The 16,393-nt window shown below is 60.2% G+C and carries 19 protein-coding genes and 1 pseudogene; 13 read left to right on the top strand and 7 right to left on the bottom strand.

The genetic code is table 11. The features are described from left to right. Positions 1 to 286: 286 nt before the first annotated feature. Together ACM6HV_RS21150 and ACM6HV_RS21145 are read left to right on the top strand one after the other, a co-directional pair. Positions 287 to 539 (top strand): annotated as a pseudogene (locus ACM6HV_RS21150) (type II toxin-antitoxin system HicA family toxin). Next, complete coding sequence (locus ACM6HV_RS21145; protein ID WP_047598089.1) at positions 536 to 868, top strand: type II toxin-antitoxin system HicB family antitoxin; 333 nt, start codon at positions 536 to 538, stop codon at positions 866 to 868. Before ACM6HV_RS21150 ends, ACM6HV_RS21145 begins: the two are co-directional and overlap by 4 nt. 116 nt (positions 869 to 984) lie before the next feature. On the opposite strand, the gene ACM6HV_RS21140 is transcribed toward ACM6HV_RS21145, so the two are convergent. Further along, positions 985 to 1,191, bottom strand: a complete 207-nt coding sequence (locus ACM6HV_RS21140) for a hypothetical protein (protein ID WP_145593341.1) — start codon at positions 1,189 to 1,191, stop codon at positions 985 to 987. Positions 1,192 to 1,345: 154 nt separating this feature from the next. Then, on the bottom strand, positions 1,346 to 1,537 hold the full coding sequence (locus ACM6HV_RS21135; protein ID WP_041070360.1) for a YegP family protein: 192 nt from the start codon (positions 1,535 to 1,537) through the stop codon (positions 1,346 to 1,348). A 275-nt stretch (positions 1,538 to 1,812) separates the two neighbouring features. On the opposite strand from ACM6HV_RS21135, the gene ACM6HV_RS21130 reads away from it, so the two are divergent. The 6 genes from ACM6HV_RS21130 to ACM6HV_RS21105 all read left to right on the top strand — a co-directional run bounded on the left by ACM6HV_RS21130 (position 1,813) and on the right by ACM6HV_RS21105 (position 7,501). Further along, positions 1,813 to 2,778, top strand: a complete 966-nt coding sequence (locus tag ACM6HV_RS21130) for a glycosyltransferase family 2 protein (protein WP_108181958.1) — start codon at positions 1,813 to 1,815, stop codon at positions 2,776 to 2,778. A gap of 3 nt (positions 2,779 to 2,781) precedes the next feature. Continuing rightward, positions 2,782 to 3,492: a class I SAM-dependent methyltransferase gene (locus ACM6HV_RS21125; RefSeq protein WP_414905219.1), complete on the top strand. Its 711-nt coding sequence runs from the start codon at positions 2,782 to 2,784 to the stop codon at positions 3,490 to 3,492. After that, positions 3,489 to 3,875 carry a GtrA family protein gene (locus tag ACM6HV_RS21120; protein WP_108184368.1) on the top strand — a complete coding sequence of 129 codons (387 nt, stop codon included), beginning with the start codon at positions 3,489 to 3,491 and terminating at the stop codon, positions 3,873 to 3,875. Before ACM6HV_RS21125 ends, ACM6HV_RS21120 begins: the two co-directional genes overlap by 4 nt. Then, positions 3,872 to 5,956: a DUF6311 domain-containing protein gene (locus ACM6HV_RS21115; RefSeq protein ID WP_414905218.1), complete on the top strand. Its 2,085-nt coding sequence runs from the start codon at positions 3,872 to 3,874 to the stop codon at positions 5,954 to 5,956. Before ACM6HV_RS21120 ends, ACM6HV_RS21115 begins: the two co-directional genes overlap by 4 nt. 88 nt (positions 5,957 to 6,044) lie before the next feature. Beyond that, positions 6,045 to 6,965 (top strand): LysR substrate-binding domain-containing protein, encoded by a 921-nt coding sequence (locus ACM6HV_RS21110; RefSeq protein ID WP_041070352.1) that lies wholly within the window; start codon positions 6,045 to 6,047, stop codon positions 6,963 to 6,965. Positions 6,966 to 7,135: 170 nt separating this feature from the next. Continuing rightward, positions 7,136 to 7,501, top strand: a complete 366-nt coding sequence (locus tag ACM6HV_RS21105) for a 5-carboxymethyl-2-hydroxymuconate Delta-isomerase (RefSeq protein ID WP_041070350.1) — start codon at positions 7,136 to 7,138, stop codon at positions 7,499 to 7,501. A 3-nt stretch (positions 7,502 to 7,504) separates the two neighbouring features. On the opposite strand, the gene ACM6HV_RS21100 is transcribed toward ACM6HV_RS21105, so the two are convergent. Continuing rightward, positions 7,505 to 8,440 (bottom strand): LysR family transcriptional regulator, encoded by a 936-nt coding sequence (locus ACM6HV_RS21100; protein WP_047292301.1) that lies wholly within the window; start codon positions 8,438 to 8,440, stop codon positions 7,505 to 7,507. Positions 8,441 to 8,640: 200 nt separating this feature from the next. Continuing rightward, positions 8,641 to 9,822 carry a cyanate transporter gene (locus ACM6HV_RS21095; protein ID WP_414905217.1) on the bottom strand — a complete coding sequence of 394 codons (1,182 nt, stop codon included), beginning with the start codon at positions 9,820 to 9,822 and terminating at the stop codon, positions 8,641 to 8,643. 337 nt (positions 9,823 to 10,159) lie between these two features. On the opposite strand from ACM6HV_RS21095, the gene rnd reads away from it, so the two are divergent. From rnd to ACM6HV_RS21080, 3 genes are all read left to right on the top strand, one after another. After that, positions 10,160 to 11,293 (top strand): ribonuclease D, encoded by a 1,134-nt coding sequence (gene rnd / locus ACM6HV_RS21090; RefSeq protein ID WP_414905216.1) that lies wholly within the window; start codon positions 10,160 to 10,162, stop codon positions 11,291 to 11,293. After that, the gene (locus ACM6HV_RS21085) at positions 11,290 to 11,583 is read left to right on the top strand and encodes a YcgL domain-containing protein (RefSeq protein WP_003222599.1); all 294 of its coding nucleotides are present in this window, start codon (positions 11,290 to 11,292) and stop codon (positions 11,581 to 11,583) included. Before rnd ends, ACM6HV_RS21085 begins: the two co-directional genes overlap by 4 nt. A gap of 118 nt (positions 11,584 to 11,701) precedes the next feature. Further along, positions 11,702 to 12,634: a D-2-hydroxyacid dehydrogenase gene (locus tag ACM6HV_RS21080; protein ID WP_041070342.1), complete on the top strand. Its 933-nt coding sequence runs from the start codon at positions 11,702 to 11,704 to the stop codon at positions 12,632 to 12,634. Positions 12,635 to 12,758: 124 nt separating this feature from the next. On the opposite strand, the gene ACM6HV_RS21075 is transcribed toward ACM6HV_RS21080, so the two are convergent. Then, positions 12,759 to 13,352 carry a nitroreductase family protein gene (locus tag ACM6HV_RS21075; protein ID WP_414905215.1) on the bottom strand — a complete coding sequence of 198 codons (594 nt, stop codon included), beginning with the start codon at positions 13,350 to 13,352 and terminating at the stop codon, positions 12,759 to 12,761. Between the two features lie 165 nt (positions 13,353 to 13,517). Between ACM6HV_RS21075 and ACM6HV_RS21070 the strand changes: the two genes are divergently transcribed. Then, positions 13,518 to 13,967: a YcgN family cysteine cluster protein gene (locus ACM6HV_RS21070; RefSeq protein WP_086792005.1), complete on the top strand. Its 450-nt coding sequence runs from the start codon at positions 13,518 to 13,520 to the stop codon at positions 13,965 to 13,967. Positions 13,968 to 14,003: 36 nt separating this feature from the next. After that, complete coding sequence (locus tag ACM6HV_RS21065) at positions 14,004 to 15,233, top strand: hypothetical protein (RefSeq protein ID WP_414905214.1); 1,230 nt, start codon at positions 14,004 to 14,006, stop codon at positions 15,231 to 15,233. Positions 15,234 to 15,320: 87 nt separating this feature from the next. On the opposite strand, the gene ACM6HV_RS21060 is transcribed toward ACM6HV_RS21065, so the two are convergent. Then, positions 15,321 to 15,698: a DUF2892 domain-containing protein gene (locus tag ACM6HV_RS21060; protein ID WP_041070334.1), complete on the bottom strand. Its 378-nt coding sequence runs from the start codon at positions 15,696 to 15,698 to the stop codon at positions 15,321 to 15,323. An 82-nt stretch (positions 15,699 to 15,780) separates the two neighbouring features. Then, positions 15,781 to 16,251, bottom strand: a complete 471-nt coding sequence (locus ACM6HV_RS21055; protein WP_007911337.1) for an RNA methyltransferase — start codon at positions 16,249 to 16,251, stop codon at positions 15,781 to 15,783. Positions 16,252 to 16,393: the final 142 nt, after the last annotated feature.

Raw genomic sequence — 16,393 nt, 5'->3', positions numbered from 1 at the left:
TCAGCAAATCCTGTCGCCGGAACCCGAGGTTGAAAAGTCGATAATCGGATGTGACTCGATTGATGCCGGTTCGTACGTAACTCTCGGAGTCTACCTACAGCTCTGTTTCAAATCACTCCTTATCCTGACCTGCGTGCCCAATATTGACCGAAATTCGGAGAAAAAGACGCCGCTTTTCAAGCCTGGAGGGTGGCGTTGTCCGCTTGTTCAAAGGGGGGCGCTTCATCGATCAGCGATATGAATCGCGATTGGCAATTTTTCCTGCGCGGTATCATGGTGTAATACTATGAACAACAAACAGCTCGGTACGCTCGCAGCTATATTTTCACGACCCACCCGCCACGTTGGAATGGGCGCGCATCGAGTCTCTTTTCAATGCGGTCGGGGCCAGAACCTTGGAAGGCAATGGTTCGCGAGTTCGGTTTGAATTAAGAGGTGTGGTCGCTACGTTCCACCGACCTCACCCGGATAAAGAAGCAAAGCCCTATCAGGTTCGTGATGCTCGGGCTTTTCTTGAACAAGCAGGAGTCACTCCATGAACGTGATGAATTACAACGGGTATGCCGCCCGAATTGAATACAGTGATGAAGATGGTCTTTTTGTTGGTCATATCGCTGGGATCAAGGACGTTGTAGGTTTTCATGGCGAATCTGTAAAAGAGCTTCGGTCAGCGTTCGAAGAGGCTGTTACTGACTATCTGGAGACTTGCGCAAAACTGGGCCGTGCTCCTCAAAAGCCTTATTCGGGCAATCTCAGTCTGCGTTTGGCGCCAGCTCTTCATGCGACTGTTGCCGTAAAAGCGCAATTGGCTCAAAAAAGCATTAATCAGTGGGTTGCGGATGTTCTTGACCGAGAGGCCCATGCCTAGCTTGATTCTGGTCTGGAGGTTGTACGTCGTTCCCGAACAGAGCAAATAGCCCCGTAGCTGAGAAGCTACAGGGCTTTTTTGTTTCTGCAGGTTTTAGAGAACCCCGCCTCAGCCACTTACGGCTGTGAATGCCCCAGCTTCTGCTTGATCAAGTCATACACTTCCTTGTGCGTCGAGTTGCGCAGGGTGTTGTCCTTGCAAGCCGTGGCCAGGAAGGTCTTCACTTCATCCTTGGCGTGCGGGTAGAGGCTGGCGACATAGTCGGCTTCGTGTGTTTGGGTGCAGTTGAAGTGTTTGTCGTCTTTCGCTTTGTCTCTAGCCATGGTGCGGCTCCTTTTTTGAGTTGAACGTCATATGGCTTAACAGGGCTGGATCGCCCCATACGCGGAAGAGCGTAGGGGCACAGAAGTGCTTCGCCAGTGGTGCAGGCAAAAAAGGAAGAGGCTGTAGGACGCAGCGCTGTGCTGCACGGTGCGGTCAGATCTCCTTCACCGGCGTATCGCTCTGCACACCCTTGATCAACTCGATCACGTGTAAACAGTCAGCCTTGTTCACATAGGACTCGCCACTGGCAACCGTCTCGTGGTTTCCCGCCCGCAGCCGCCAGCGCCATTGGCCTTTGCCGGTGCTCGGGGTGCCTCGGGATTGCCTGTAGATCTCGAAATACATTCAGTTCGCTCCTTGCGATGGTGTTTGCGACAACCTGTGTGTCGCATCGACGCAAGCCTAGCGGAGCGAGTTTTTTTCGCTATCGGGTATTTGTTTCCAATCGTTGGCAGATGTTTCTGAGGAGTGCGGGCTAGAGCGTGCGCAATGGCGTCTGGATTGGCCGGAATGTCGCCATTTGCGCCTTGCAAGGTTAACGGCGCTACTGCTTAATACGGGACGGCTCATGGCGTCGAAAATGCTTCGACGACCGACAAACACTATAAAAGAGCATTCCCTTGACTGAGCATGGAACAGCACAGGCCACACGGGTCACGTTATCGCTGGTTATCCCGGTTTTTAACGAGGAGGACAGTCTCGACGCGTTCATTCTGCGCATCGACGAAGTCTTCCGGCAGCAGACCTCGATTGCTCTGGAACTGGTGTTCGTCAATGACGGCAGTACCGACGCCACGCTTGAGGGGCTGCTGGAACGGCAACGGCACGACTCGCGGCTGCGCATCGTCGATCTGAGCCGTAACTTCGGGAAAGAGGCCGCCTTGTCAGCTGGCCTGCAGATCGCCACCGGGCAGATCGTTGTCCCCATCGATGCCGACCTGCAGGACCCGCCCGAAGTCATTCTGCAAATGATCGAGCGCTGGCGCGAAGGTTATGAAGTCGTGCTCGGTCATCGCATCAGTCGCCGCAGCGACACCTGGGCCAAGCAGACTTCGGCGCATTGGTTCTACCGTCTGCACAACAAGATCGCCGAGCAACCACTGCCGGAAAACGTCGGCGATTTCCGCTTGATGGACCGTTGTGTGGTCGATGCCTTGCTGACCTTGCCCGAGTCCCGGCGCTTCATGAAGGGCCTGTTCGCCTGGGTGGGGTTTCGCACCACCCATGTGGATTACGAGCGGCCCGAGCGCGTGGCAGGGCAGAGCAAGTTCAACGGCTGGCGGCTGTGGAATTTTGCCCTGGAGGGCATCACCAGTTTCAGTACCGAACCGCTGCGAATCTGGACTTACATCGGCGCGGCGGTGTCGCTGGTCTCGTTTGCCTTCGCCATTTTTATTGTGGTGCGCACGCTGATCCACGGCGTCGACATGCCCGGTTATGCCTCGTTGATGGTGGCTGTGACGTTCCTCGGTGGCCTGCAGTTGATCGGCATCGGCGTACTCGGCGAGTACTTGGGGCGCACTTACATCGAATCCAAACGCCGGCCGGTTTTTCTGGTGCGCCGCGTCTATGACCCCAAGGACTGATACATGGATCTCAAGGAAACCGACATCCTCGGCGACAGCATTGGCGAGCATTGGTATTACTGCTCCAAAGCGGCGGCAACGCGTCGCCTGCTCGGTGAGGCACCGATCACGCGGATTCTCGACGTGGGCGCCGGATCGGGTTTTTTTTCGCATCATCTGTTGACCCATACCTCGGCGCAGGAGGCGTGGTGCGTCGATATCAGCTACCCCGCCGATTCTGATGCAAGCACTGCCGGCAAACCGGTGCATTATCGCCGCGATATCGACGCCGTCGACGCGGACCTGGTGCTGCTGATGGACGTGCTGGAGCATGTCGACGACGACCTCGGCCTGCTCAAGGCTTACGTCGATAAAGTGCCGTCCGGCAGCCGTTTTCTGATGACCGTGCCGGCGTTTCAGTTTCTGTGGAGCGGGCATGACGACTTCCTCGAACACAAACGCCGCTACACCCTGGCGCAGTTTGAAGCCCTGGCCCGTGACGCCGGCTTGACTGTGCAGCGCGGTGCCTACTTTTTCGGTGCGGTGTTTCCGATCGCGGCGGTCTTGCGTTTGCTGCCCCAAGGCCCGCAGGCCGCCGCGCCGCAGTCTCAACTCAAGCGTCATCATCCGTTGGTCAACGGCGTGCTCAAGACCCTCTGCCGCCTTGAACTGCCGCTGATGGGGATGAACCGTCTGGCTGGTCTGAGCGTGTTTGTGCTGGCGTGCAAACCGTGACTTCAGCCGATAGATCGGCGTTGATCCAGCGCGGCTTGCGCTTTGCCGTGACCGGGCTGTTCGTCACCGCTCTGCATGCGCTGGTGGCGGTGCTGTTCATCAACTTCGTGGCCCCGCATCCGCCGTTGGCCAACGGTGTGGCATTCGCTGTGGCGACGGTGGTGTCCTACGTGATCAACACCACCTGGAGTTTCTCCGCGCGGCTGCATGGCAGAACATTGGTGCGGTTCATGCTGGTGTCCTTCGGCGGGTTCTTGCTGGCGATGTTCGTTGCGTGGGCAGCGCAATTGGCTGGACTGCACTATTTGCTGGGCATCGGTGCCGTGGCACTGATCATTCCGGCGTTCACCTTTGTGCTGCACAATTTCTGGACGTACCGATGAAAGGCTTGAACAAGCATCCGGCCTTGGCGCTGTTGCCAATCCTGTTGGGAGCGCTGGCGTTTTTTCTGGTGATCGGCCCGCGTGCCCTTGATCCGCAAAACATTGCCTGGCTCAAGGACGGCGACCCGGCGACGCATTACCTGGGCTGGGCGTTCTTTCGCCACTCGCCCTGGACCTTTCCGCTCGGGCTGAATCCGTCCTATGGAATGGAGTTGGGCAGTGCGATCATTTTTTCCGATTCCAATCCGTTGCTGGCGTTGCTGTTCAAGCCGTTCAGTGCGTGGCTGCCGGAAACATTCCAGTACTTCGGCATGTGGTTGTTGCTGTGTTTCGTTCTGCAGGCCTGGTTTGCCTGGAAGCTGCTCGGACTGATCACCGACAATCCCGTGTTGCGCTTGGTCGGCACCGGGCTGCTGGTATTTTCGCCGCCGATGTTTCTGCGCACCGGTGGTCATCTTTCGCTGGCCGGGCACTTTCTGATTCTTGCGGCGCTGTACCTGGCGTTGCATCCGGCACTGCAGCGGCGGCGCCTGGCATGGGGCATGTTGCTGGCTGCGACAGCGCTGGTGCATGCCTACCTGTTGGGGATGGTGGCGCTGATCTGGGTGGCTGATCTGCTTGGCAAGCTGCGGGGCGGCAAGCTGATCCGCCGTCAGGTCCTGATCGAGCTGGGCGGCTTGTTCGCGCTGGTGAGCGTGTGCTGCTGGCAGGCGGGTTATTTCAGTATTACCGATGGCGCGGCGGGCGGCGGTTTCGGCTTTTATCGAATGAACCTGTTGTCGCTGGTGGATCCAGACGGTTGGTCATTTGTCTTGCCGGGCATCCCCAAGGGCGCAGGCGATTACGAAGGTTTCAACTACCTGGGGCTGGGTGTCCTGTTGCTGCTGCCGCTGGCCGCTATCGGCTGGTACAAAAGTGGTATCTCGTTGAAGGCTTTGTTGTGCAGTCGCCCGTTCTTGTTGTTGGCGTTGATCGGATTAACGCTGTTCGCGCTGTCGAACCAGATCGGATTCGGCCTGCAGACGTTCAGCTATCCGCTGCCAGAATTCGTGCTGCGTGCAGCGAGTATTTTTCGCGCTTCGGGCCGGATGTTCTGGCCGGTGTTTTACGCCATCGTGATATTGCTCACTTATCTGGTGGTGCGCGGTTATCGGCCGCGTATCGCCGTGGGGCTGCTGGCGCTGGCGTTGGTGGTGCAAGTCGCCGACACCCGGATTGCCTGGGCAGGTTTGAGAGCAGCGAAAATGCTCCCCGAAGCCTCGGCCTGGGCCAGCCCGATGCATGATCCGTTCTGGGTCAGTGCAGCGGCGCACTACAAGAGCATCCGTGCCGTGACGCCGAAAAATCAGCCTGATCAGTGGCAGGCCATTGCCGACTTTGCCGGCACTCATGGGTTGGAAACCGACGCGGCTTACCTGGGGCGTACGAGCCCCAAGGCGCTGGACAAGCTGTTGCGCACGACGCAAAGCCAAGTCGCCAGCGGCCGGTACGACAGCGATTCGCTGTACATCCTCGATGACGACGCGCTGGAGCTGGCGGTCAAGAGCATTCACAGCGACACCGATCTGTTGACCCGGGTCGACGACTTTGTCGTGCTGGCCCCGGGCTGGAAACACTGTAATGACTGTCTGGCGATGGTCGATCAGGGGCGGGCGCTGTCGCCGATACCCTTGAGCCAGCCGGGACTGGTGCAGACGTTCAACCGCAGCACCCGGCAACTGGTTAAAGGCTGGTCCACGCCGGAAGCCTGGGGCACCTGGAGTGATGGACAAGATGCGGAACTGCTGCTGCGCGTCGCTCCCGGATCGCATGCGCTGGTGATTGATGCCTTGGCCTTTGCCATGCCGCCGAACCTCAGCCAGCGGGTGATCGTCAGCATCAATGGCGTCGAGGCGTTGTCGACGCGTCTGACCCAGGTGCAGGGCAATCGGCTGGAAATTCCGCTCAGCGCGGCGCAGGTCGCCGAGGAGTATCTGAATGTCCAGCTGCATCTGCCAGATGCGGTCAGCCCGAAAAAGCTCGGCTTCAATGACGATGCGCGAGTCATGGGGCTGGGATTGCAAACCCTGACGGTGCAGTGAAGTTGTCGAACAAACCGCCAATCGTCTGATAGACGCCGATCCCAAGGACTTCATACACTGCCAGCAGTCTGGGGATCGGGGGCAATGGATGAATCGAAATGAATTACGCAAGGCCGACATCAACCTGATGGTGGTGTTCGAGACCTTGATGCTTGAACGCAATGTCACCCGGGCGGCGGAGAAGCTGTTTCTCGGCCAGCCGACCATCAGCTCGGCCCTCAATCGCTTGCGCGCGATGTTCAATGACCCGCTGTTCATCCGCGTCGGCCATCGCATGGAACCGACCGCCCGCGCCGAAGAGTTGTTCAGGTATCTGTCGCCGGCGCTCGACTCGCTGTCGGTGGCGCTGAGCCTGACTCACGACTTCGACCCCGCCGTGAGCAACATGACGTTCCGTATCGGCCTGTCCGATGATGTCGAGTTCGGCCTGTTGCCGCCGCTGTTGCGGGCATTGCGCCAGGAGGCACCGAGCGTGGTGTTCGTGGTGCAACACGTCGACTACTGGCGCATTCCCGATCTGCTGGCTGCCGGCGACATTACCGTCGGCATCAGCCAGACCCGTGGCTTGCCGGCCAATGCCAAACGCAAGCTGCTGCGGCATATCCAGCCGAGCATCCTGCGTGCCGACGCCTCGGATTCGCCGCTGACCCTCGACGAATACTGTTCACGCCCGCACGTACTGGTGTCGCACACGGCCAACATCAGCGGCTATGCCGATGAGTGGCTGGCGGAAATCGGCCGCACCCGGCATGTGGTGTTGTCGGTGCCGCAATACAGTGCGCTGCCGGCGTTGCTCGCCGGTACCGACCTGATCGCCAGCCTGCCGGACTATACCGCCGAAGCCATGGCGGCTTCTGGTCGATTGTTCAAGGAACCGTTCCCGTTCAAGACCCCGATGCTGGATCTGTCGATGGTCTGGCTCAGCCATGTCGACAGCGATCCGGCCGAACGCTGGCTGCGTTCACGGCTTGAGGCATTCATGAGCGAACGGCCGCTGACCGCGCCCTGAATTCCACCACAAATCTCCCCTGTGGGAGCGAGCCTGCTCGCGAAAGCGCAGTATCAGACAATATTGATGTGACTGACACGCCCTCATCGCGAGCAGGCAAAAACCCGCACGGGAGCAGGGCAATGCTGTGGTATATGTACGACCTTTCTGCCGACTGACTGGAGCACCCCATGCCACATCTGCACATGGAATACACCGCCAACCTGCCGCAATTGAACGCGGATGTGGCGTTGATCCGGCTCAACAACACGCTGGTGGGTTCCGGTCAGTTCGCGGCGGAGTTCGATATCAAAAGCCGGGCGGTGAAGGTCGAGACTTTCAAGGTGGGCACCGGCATGGGCGAACGCGCCTTTGTCCACGTGAAGCTGGCGCTGCTCAGCGGTCGTTCGCCGCAAATCAAGAAGCAGCTCTCGGAAAGTCTGTTGGCGGTGTTGCAGGATCTGTGCGAGTGGCCGGCCGGGGTTGAAGTGCAGCTCTGTGTGGAGTTGCTCGATATCGACCGCGATTCCTACACCAAGACCGCCATCGGCGTGTAGGACTCAGGCCGCTTCCAGCTCATTGCAGACCTTGATTACCTGCTCGCGCAGCCAGACGTTGGCGCTGTCCTGATCGGCGTTCTGGCTCCACTGCATGTCGAGGGTGAACCCTGGCAGGCCGTTCGGCGCTTCGCAGTGATTGAACACCGCATCATTGGTCAGCAGACGCTGGATGCGCCGGGGCAGGGTGAGGATGAAGTCGGTGCCGGTGATCATTTTCAGCGCCGCGCTGTAGCTGTTGGAGCGCGCAACGATCTGCCGTTTCTGCGCCTGGCGCGCCAGCCAGCCATCGACCATGTTGGTGCTGGACGTCCACGGTGTCGGGAACACATGGCGCCGCTCGGTGAAGGCCTGCAGGCTCAGGCGCGGTTCCAGCGGCGTGGCGCGTTTGTCGAAGACGCAGACCAGATCGTCTTCCAGCAGCATTCGCGACTTGAGGTCGGTGTGGCTGCGGTGGAAGTTGGGGCCGAAACAGATGACCAGATCGAGGCTGCCTTCGCGCAGTTCGTCGGCGGGTACGTCGGTCTCGAACTTGTGCATGTTGACCACCACCGGCAAATCGTCGAAGTCGAAACGCTTCAACAGGCGCGGCAACACCAGTTGCTCGAAGTATTCCGGCGCACAGATGTTGAAGGTTTTCGCTTGGTGGGTCGGGTCGAAGGCCGGGGCACCGGCGTGGCACAGGTTGATGCTTTCGAGAATTTTCTGCACATGGCCGTACATGGTGCCGGCCTTGTAGGTGGGGCGCATGCCTGTGCGGGTGTTGATGAACAGATCGTCTTCGAAACTGGTGCGCAATTTTTTCAGGCAGTAGCTGACAGTGGACTGGCTGACGCAAAGCGTCTCCGAGACATCCGTGACGCTGCTTTGCTCATACACGGCGATAAACACCATGAGGTCCTGCATGTCGAGCTTTCGAAGCAAGTTACTGTTCAGCATCCGTTCCGTCTCGCTGTGCTCCTTGCGCTGAATCCGCGCAAACGTGTGCGCATGATCGTAACGGAACGATGGTGCCAGGACAAAGCCTTGTAGGACGATTCAATGTCAGTTGTGGGACAGAAAGTTTTAGCAACACGACGTCGCCAGATAAACCGCAAAAAGATGGCAAGAAGCCTCTAGCTCGGCGATGGTATCTGGCTTCAACGGATGTGTCGGGCGTACTGCCGAGGGTCGAAACGCAGCACTATCAGCAACATCACCATCATTACCGCAGTCAGCGACCACCAGGCCCATTCGAAGCTGCCGAGCCGGTCGCGGATCATTCCGGCCAGCAGCGGCGAAAGGCCGGCGATCAAGTAGCCGATACCTTGCACGAATGCGGTCAGGCTGCCGGCGCGCTGCGGGTTGTCGAGGTGATCGAGTGAGACGATCAGGCTCATCGGGAACAAGCCGCCGATGCCCAGCCCCAACAGGCACGGCCACAGCAGGCTGAGGTGTTGCGGGCTGAGGATCAGTCCGCAGAAGCCGCCGATGATCAACAGCAGCAACGCTGCGAGGACGGTACGGCGATCACGGCTGCGATTGGCGATGGCCGGCGTCAGCAGCCCGGAAATCACCTCCATGGCGGTCAGAAAACCCAGCAGCAGACCGGCGTGCTGTTCGCTCCAGCCTTGTTCCACGTAGTACGGCGCCAGCCAGGCGAGCACGCAGGTGTAGGACGCCGTGCCGAGGCCGAAGAAGAGGGCGAGCAACCAGGCACGGGAATTACGCGTGAAGGACTCTTTTCCTACAGGCGTGTTGTGGATGGATGATGGGGTCGACTGTGTCCACCAGACCAGCAACGCGAGCACGGCCAGTCCTGCCCAGATCGCCAGCCCGGTGCGCCAGCTGCCGGTCTGCCCCATTACCAGCGGCGAGAATGAGGCGGCCAGCGCGGCGCCGCCCATGATTGACGTGACATACAGGCCCATGCACAGCACCACGTTATCGGGGAAGCGTGATTTGATCAGCGCCGGCATCAGCGCCTGAATCAAGGCGATGCCAAGCCCCGCCAGCACCGCGCTGCCAATCAATTGCGGTGCCGAACCGAGCCACAGCCGCGATAGCGTCGCCAGCCCGATAATCAGCAACGACAGGATCACCGTGCGCTGCTCGCCCAGGCGTCGGCTGATGCCTATGCCGAAAAACATCGCCAGCCCCATCGCCATCACCGGCAGCATGGTCAGCAGCGAGGCCGCGCTGAAACTCAGCGGGATATCGCCACGAATCGCCGACAACAATGGCCCGACGGCGGCCATGGACGGGCGCAGATTGAGCGCGACGAGGATGATGCCCAGCATCAGCCAGACAGCGGGGCGGGAGGTGGCACGGACGTTTTCCATCGGCAGACTCTGGATTGCGGAGGCTGTCGATTAGGCGGCGCGCAGCACTTATCGGCAAATCAGATTTCCCCAGTACTATTTAAAAACTAAATAACACTCCCCTGTGTAGGAGCTGCCGAAGGCTGCGATCTTTTGACGTTGGTTTTTAAAAACAAGATCAAAAGATCGCAGCCTTCGGCAGCTCCTACACGGGGAGGTTCGGATCCCTCGTGCTGACCACGCTGTCAGACTATTCTTTATCTCTGGCAGGATATTTCGTTACAGCTCTGGTCCTGCGCAGGCGCGTAAAACGCCGGCGGCGATATATACTGCGCGCCATTCTTCAAGGGAGAGCCGTGTGGCCATCGATATTCACTGGATTCGCGACAACGAAAGCCTCGCGCAGCTTTGCGCCGAGTGGCAGCAACTGCCGTTCGTTGCCCTCGATACCGAATTCATGCGGGTCGACACCTTCTACCCGATTGCCGGTTTGCTGCAGGTCGGTGACGGCAAACGCGCCTACCTGATCGATCCGCTGACCATCGACGCCTGGCAACCGCTGGCGGCGCTGCTGGAAAACCCGGCGGTGCTCAAAGTCTTGCACGCCTGCAGCGAAGACCTCGAAGTGCTGTTGCGTCTGACCGGCAGCTTGCCGGCGCCGTTGTTCGACACTCAATTGGCCGCGGCCTATCTGAACCTCGGGTTCTCGATGGGCTATTCGCGGCTGGTGCAGGAGGTGCTCGGTATCGAGCTGCCGAAGGGCGAAACCCGTTCCGACTGGTTGCAACGCCCGCTGTCCGACACGCAGATCAGCTACGCCGCTGAAGACGCGGTGCATCTGGCGGAAGTTTTCGTACAGCTGCGGCCGAAGCTGTACGGCGACAAGTTCGCCTGGGTGCTGGAGGACGGCGCCGAACTGGTCGCCAACCTGCGCCGCGAGACCGATCCGTACGAGGTCTATCGCGAAGCCAAACTGGCGTGGAAACTGTCCCGCGCGCAACTGGCGGTGCTGCGTGAACTGTGCGCCTGGCGCGAAAAAGAAGCGCGTGCCCGTGATCTGCCGCGCAACCGCATTGTCCGTGAGCACTCGCTGTGGCCGCTGGCCCGCACGCAACCGGACAACCTCGCCGCGCTGGGCAAGATCGAAGACATGCACCCGCGTACCGTGCGTCAGGACGGCCAATTTCTGCTTGATCTGATCAAGCGCTCTGGCAGTGTGGGGCCTGATCAATGGCCGCCGGCGGTGCCGGAGCCATTGCCGGTCGAAGCGGCGGCGCTGATCAAGCAACTGCGCGCCCTCGGCCAGGTCGAAGCCGAACGCCTGGGCATCGCGCCGGAACTGATGCTGCGCAAGAAAACCCTCGAAGCGCTGGTCAAAAGCGGCTTCCCCGAGGGCCCTTATCAATTGCCTGAGTCGCTGCGTGGCTGGCGCCGCGAACTCATGGGCCAGAAGCTGCTCGACAGCCTGGCCACCGCCGGAGAACAGCCTTGAAACGTATTTGCTCCATTTACCAAAGTTCGAAGAAACCCGGGATGTATCTTTATGTGCTCAAGAGCGATGCGCTTGAGCGCGTGCCCGAGGCGCTGATGGCGGCCTTCGGCAAGGCGAAGCATTCCTTTGACCTGGTACTGACCCCCGAGCGCACACTGGCGCGCGAGGACATCACCGTGGTCCTGGAAAACCTCGACAAGCAGGGCTATCACCTGCAGATGCCACCGGCCGAGGACGAGTACATCGAACACTTGCCCGAAGAGTTGCTGCGACGCAACGACCCGGTCTGATCTGCGAGGCCCTGTTCTGGGCCTCTTGCCACCCTGGAACTGATTTTACGGCGACGACCGCCACGAAGGAGCACGGCTCTTTCGGCGGTTGCCTGCACGGTTTGCGAAAGGTTTGAAGATGCGCGTTCTGATTGCTGAACACGACCACGCGGTGTACGCCCGGCTACTGCGCCAGATGGCCCCCGAACTTGAAGTCCTGACCAGTGGCGACTCTGCCGAACTGGCGCGTCAGGCTGCCGATTGCCCGGTGTGGCTGGGGCAGCCGGACCTGTTGGCGACCCTGCTGCGTCAGGGCCACCAGCCGCAATGGCTGCAATCGACCTGGGCCGGCATCACGCCGCTGCTCGCTGATGGTCTGCGCCGCGATTACCGCCTGACCCGCGCGGTGGGGATCTTCGGTCAGGTGATGGCCGAATACGTACTGACCTACATGCTCGGTCATGAACGGGAAGTGCTGGCGCGGCTGGTCAGCCAGGTCGAACGCAAGTGGGATAACCGCACCGGCCAGAGCCTGGTCGGGCGCAAGGTGCTGATCGTCGGGACCGGCGATATCGGTCAGAGTGTGGCGCAGTTCCTGCTGCCGTTTGGCGTCGAGTTGTACGGCATTGCCAGCAGCGCGCGTGAGCAAGCGCCGTTCATCGAAGTCGGTTCGATGGCGGATCTGCCACGGCTGGTGGGCGCGGTCGATTACGTGGTCAACCTGCTGCCGAACACTGCGCACACCCACGATATCTACGATGCGGCGCTGTTCAAGCAGTTCAAGCCGACGGGGTTGTTCATCAACGTCGGACGCGGCGTGGCGGTGGTTGATGCGGATCTGGTGGAAGCCCTGAAGGAAGGGCATCTGGCCGGTGCGGTGATCGACGTCTGCCGTCAGGAGCCGTTGCCGCAACGCCATCCGTTCTGGACGGCGTGGGGCTTGTTGCTGACCGGACACAGCTCGGCACCGACGTCGCCAGCGTTGATGGTGCAGTTGTTCGTCGAGAATCTGAAGGCGTATCAGGCGGGAGAAGCGTTGCGCGGGGAAGTGGATTTCAACCGCGGTTACTGAATGTTCGCCGAATAAACTGTGGGAGCGAGCCTGCTCGCGAAGGGGGAGTGTCAGCCAACATCATCGTTGTCTGACATACCGCTTTCGCGAGCAGGCTCGCTCCCACATTTGTTTTTGTGCTGGCTTAGAGGGTGAAGTTGCCTTCTGCAGCCAGCTCGCTCAGCGGGCGACGCGGGCTCGGCTCTTCGCGGGCCTGAAGGTACTCGGCCAAGGTCGCCTTGTCACCCAGCTTGCCGACAGCGACCGCCGCGTGCAGCGCATAACCTTGCGGAATATTCAGCTCCTTGCGGGTCAGCTCCTGATCGAAACCGGCCATGCCGTGGGTGTGCCAGCCGCTGATGCTCGCCTGCAGCGCCAGGTGGCCCCAAGCAGAGCCGGTATCGAAGGTGTGCCACAGCGCCGGGCTCTCTTCCGTCGCGCCCGGTGCGGTGAAGGTGGTTTTGGAAATCACGATCACCAGCGCCGACGCGTGTTGCGCCCAGCTGCGGTTGAATTCATTCAGCAGCCCCAGGAAGCGCTCCCAGTTCGGCGTATCACGACGCGCATACAGAAAACGCCACGGCTGCGAGTTGTACGCCGAAGGCGCCCAGCGTGCGGCTTCGAAAAAGCTCAGCAGGGTTTCTTCCGGGATCGCTTCACCGGTGAAGGCGCGGGGCGACCAGCGATCGGTGAACTGCGGGTGAATGGCGTAATCGGCAACGCGAGGGTTGGCACTCATCAAAAGATTCCTTGCTGTGTTTGCGTCATGAATTCGTGGCAAAACCCTACTGGGCGGCGATTCGGCTGACAAGCGCGATTTACCGACAGTCGCCAGCGCTTGGCCCGCAAGGCCTTGGGCACTAGACTGGCGGCCTTTTCACCACCTGATGTTGATGCTTGAGCCATGGCCGCCAAAGTCGAACCGTTCTGGAAACGCAAAACCCTCGAGCAACTGGATCACGAGGAATGGGAATCGCTGTGCGACGGCTGCGGTCTGTGCTGCCTGCAGAAACTCGAAGATGAAGAAGACAACAGCGTCTATTACACGCGCATCGCCTGCAAACTGCTGGACCTGAAAACCTGCCAGTGCAGCGACTACCCGAACCGCATCAAGTTTGTCCCGGACTGCATTCAGCTCACTCCGGGCCAGGCCGAATCATTCAAATGGCTGCCGCCGACCTGCGGTTATCGCCTGGTCAGCGAAGGCAAGGATCTGCCGCTGTGGCACCACCTGGTGTGTGGCGATCGTGACGCCGTGCACCACGAACGGATTTCCCAGTCCGGACGCATGCTCGCCGAAGGCAGCGTGCCGGAGGATGACTGGGAAGATCATCTGATTTTCCGCGCCGGATAAGTACCCAGGGTTTCCAGGATTGAACAAGGAGTGTGTATGGCTGGGGGATTGCTGCGGGCATCGCTGATCGCCCTGCTGGCGCTAAGCGCACCGGTGTGGGCGGCAAAGAAAGTCGATCTGGATTACCACGTGCGCCTGCTGCCGCAAAGCGATCAGGCCGAAGTGCGCCTGACCCTGGCCAAGGGCGAAGCGGTACGCAGCCTCGATTTTGACCTCGGCGATGGTAGCCACTACAGCGACTTCAAGGCCGATGGTCAGTGGCAATTGTCTCCGGGCAAGCATGCTCGGGGCCTCTGGCGTCCGAGCGGCGACAAGCCCAGCCTGACTTACCGCGTCAGCATCAGCCACGGCCGCAAGAGCGGCAGCTTCGACACGCGCATGACCCCGACCTGGGCGCTGCTGCGCGGTGATGATCTGGTGCCGCCGGCCCGGCTCGATCAGCAGGATGGCGTCGAGCTGATGTCACGTCTGCAATTCGAACTGCCCAACGGCTGGCAAAGCGTCGAAACCGCCTGGCCGCGCATCGGCAAAAACACATTTCGCATCGACAACCCTTCGCGCCTGTTCGACCGCCCGACCGGCTGGATGCTTGCCGGTCACCTCGGCAGCCGTCGTACACGCCTGGGCGAAACCGAAGTCACCGTGGCCTCACCGCGAGGGCAGGGCATGCGCCGCATGGATGTGCTGACGCTGCTGACGTTCGTCTGGCCGCAGGTGCAAGCGGTCTATCCCCGGCATCCGAAAAAACTGCTGATTGTCGGCGCCAACGACCCTATGTGGCGTGGCAGTCTCGGTGCGCATGAATCGATCTATCTGAATACGCGTTTGCCGCTGGTCAGCGAGAGCGGCAGCAGTGCGCTGGTGCGTGAACTGGCGCAGGTGTTCGGGCGCATCAACGATGAACATCGCAGCGACTGGATCAGTGAAGGCTTTGCCGAGTATTACGCGATCGAACTGGTGCGCCGTGCCGGTGGCATGAGCGATGAGCGTTATCAGGCGTTGCAGGCGAAGTTGACCAAGGACAGTCAGAAAGTCACGTCCCTGCGCGGCGAGCAGATCAGCCCGGCGCAAGTTGCCAAAGCGGTGGTGGTGCTGCAGGAACTCGATCGCGAGATTCGCTTGAAGACGCGCAACAAACGTTCGCTGGATGATGTGTTGCGCGGGGCGATGCATCTGGGGATGGTGAGTACCAAGGAGTTTGTGCAACTGGCCGAGAGTGTTCTGGGCGAGTCTTCCAAAGTCCTCGATAGCGCATTGTTGCAGTAAAGATCAAAAGATCGCAGCCTGCGGCAGCTCCTACAGGGGAAACGCATTCCACATGTAGGAGCTGCCGCAGGCTGCGATCTTTTGCTTTTAAACCCCGGCCTTCGGCGATTTCACCGAATCATTGCCAGTCACCGTCGCGGTGCTGGTCGCCGCCTCGGCATTGGCCTTGAGCTGGCTCAGTTCTTCACCGGCGCGCTCGATCTTCGCCCGCACGTTGTTCATGTCCTGACGGCTTTTCTCCAGCAGGCTCTTCACCGAGCTGTGCCCGGTGATGCCACGGGCCATCGCCACGCCGCCAATCGCCACTTGAATCAGACCGAACACGCCGCCACGGCGCAGGCCCTTGCCGACCATGATCACGCCACCGGCCAGCGAGCCGATGCGCTCCCAGCCCTGTACGTTCTGCTCGGTCGGGCTCTGGAACGGGGTGGAATCGATACGTTGGACGCGTTTGAGTTCGGTCATGATCTGTCTCCCAGGCGATGTGCAATAGATAGATAAGCTGACTGCCGCAGCGGCCGGCTCGTTCCATCGGATGTGCGACGTTTCAGCGGAATTTCGGCCCGGAGCGGGTATTCAGGCCCTTGGCCATGCGGTCGTAGAGCACCACGTTGACCGTCGCTGCCAGATTCATGCAGCCGGTGGTCGGGATGTACACAACGTCTTCGCACCAGTCGCGGATCTCTTTATCCAGCGAGCCGTCTTCCGGGCCAAAGATGTATAGCGCGCGATCCGGATGGGTGTATTCCGGCAGCGGGCGGGCGCCCTCGACCAGTTCCACGGCGACCGGGACGCAGTTGAGCGGGAGGATCTTTTTCAGGTCGTCGATGCCGATCAGCGGGATGTCGTAGTGCACACGCTTGGTGTCGGTGACGAAGTCGGCGGCGCGTTCATAACGCTTGCCGGTGTAGAACACCGACGCCACGCCGTAACAGCCTGCGGCGCGCATCACCGAACCGACGTTCTCCGGTGACTTGGGGTTGTACAAACCAATGCAGCTGTAACGTTTGTCTGCCACGAGCGGGGTGCCTTCGGGAAAAAGAGGGCGATTATACGGGGATTGGGGGAGGGCGGGCAGATTCGAGATCTGTGGTGTCTGGCCGGCCGTCTTCGCGAGCAGGCTCGCTCCCACATTGATTTTGTGTACACCACCGATCAAA

Origin of the sequence: Pseudomonas sp. IT-P260 (assembly GCF_949768395.1) — a bacterium.
Lineage (GTDB): Bacteria > Pseudomonadota > Gammaproteobacteria > Pseudomonadales > Pseudomonadaceae > Aquipseudomonas > Aquipseudomonas parakoreensis.
This window is presented reverse-complemented; position numbering and strand designations above follow the sequence as displayed.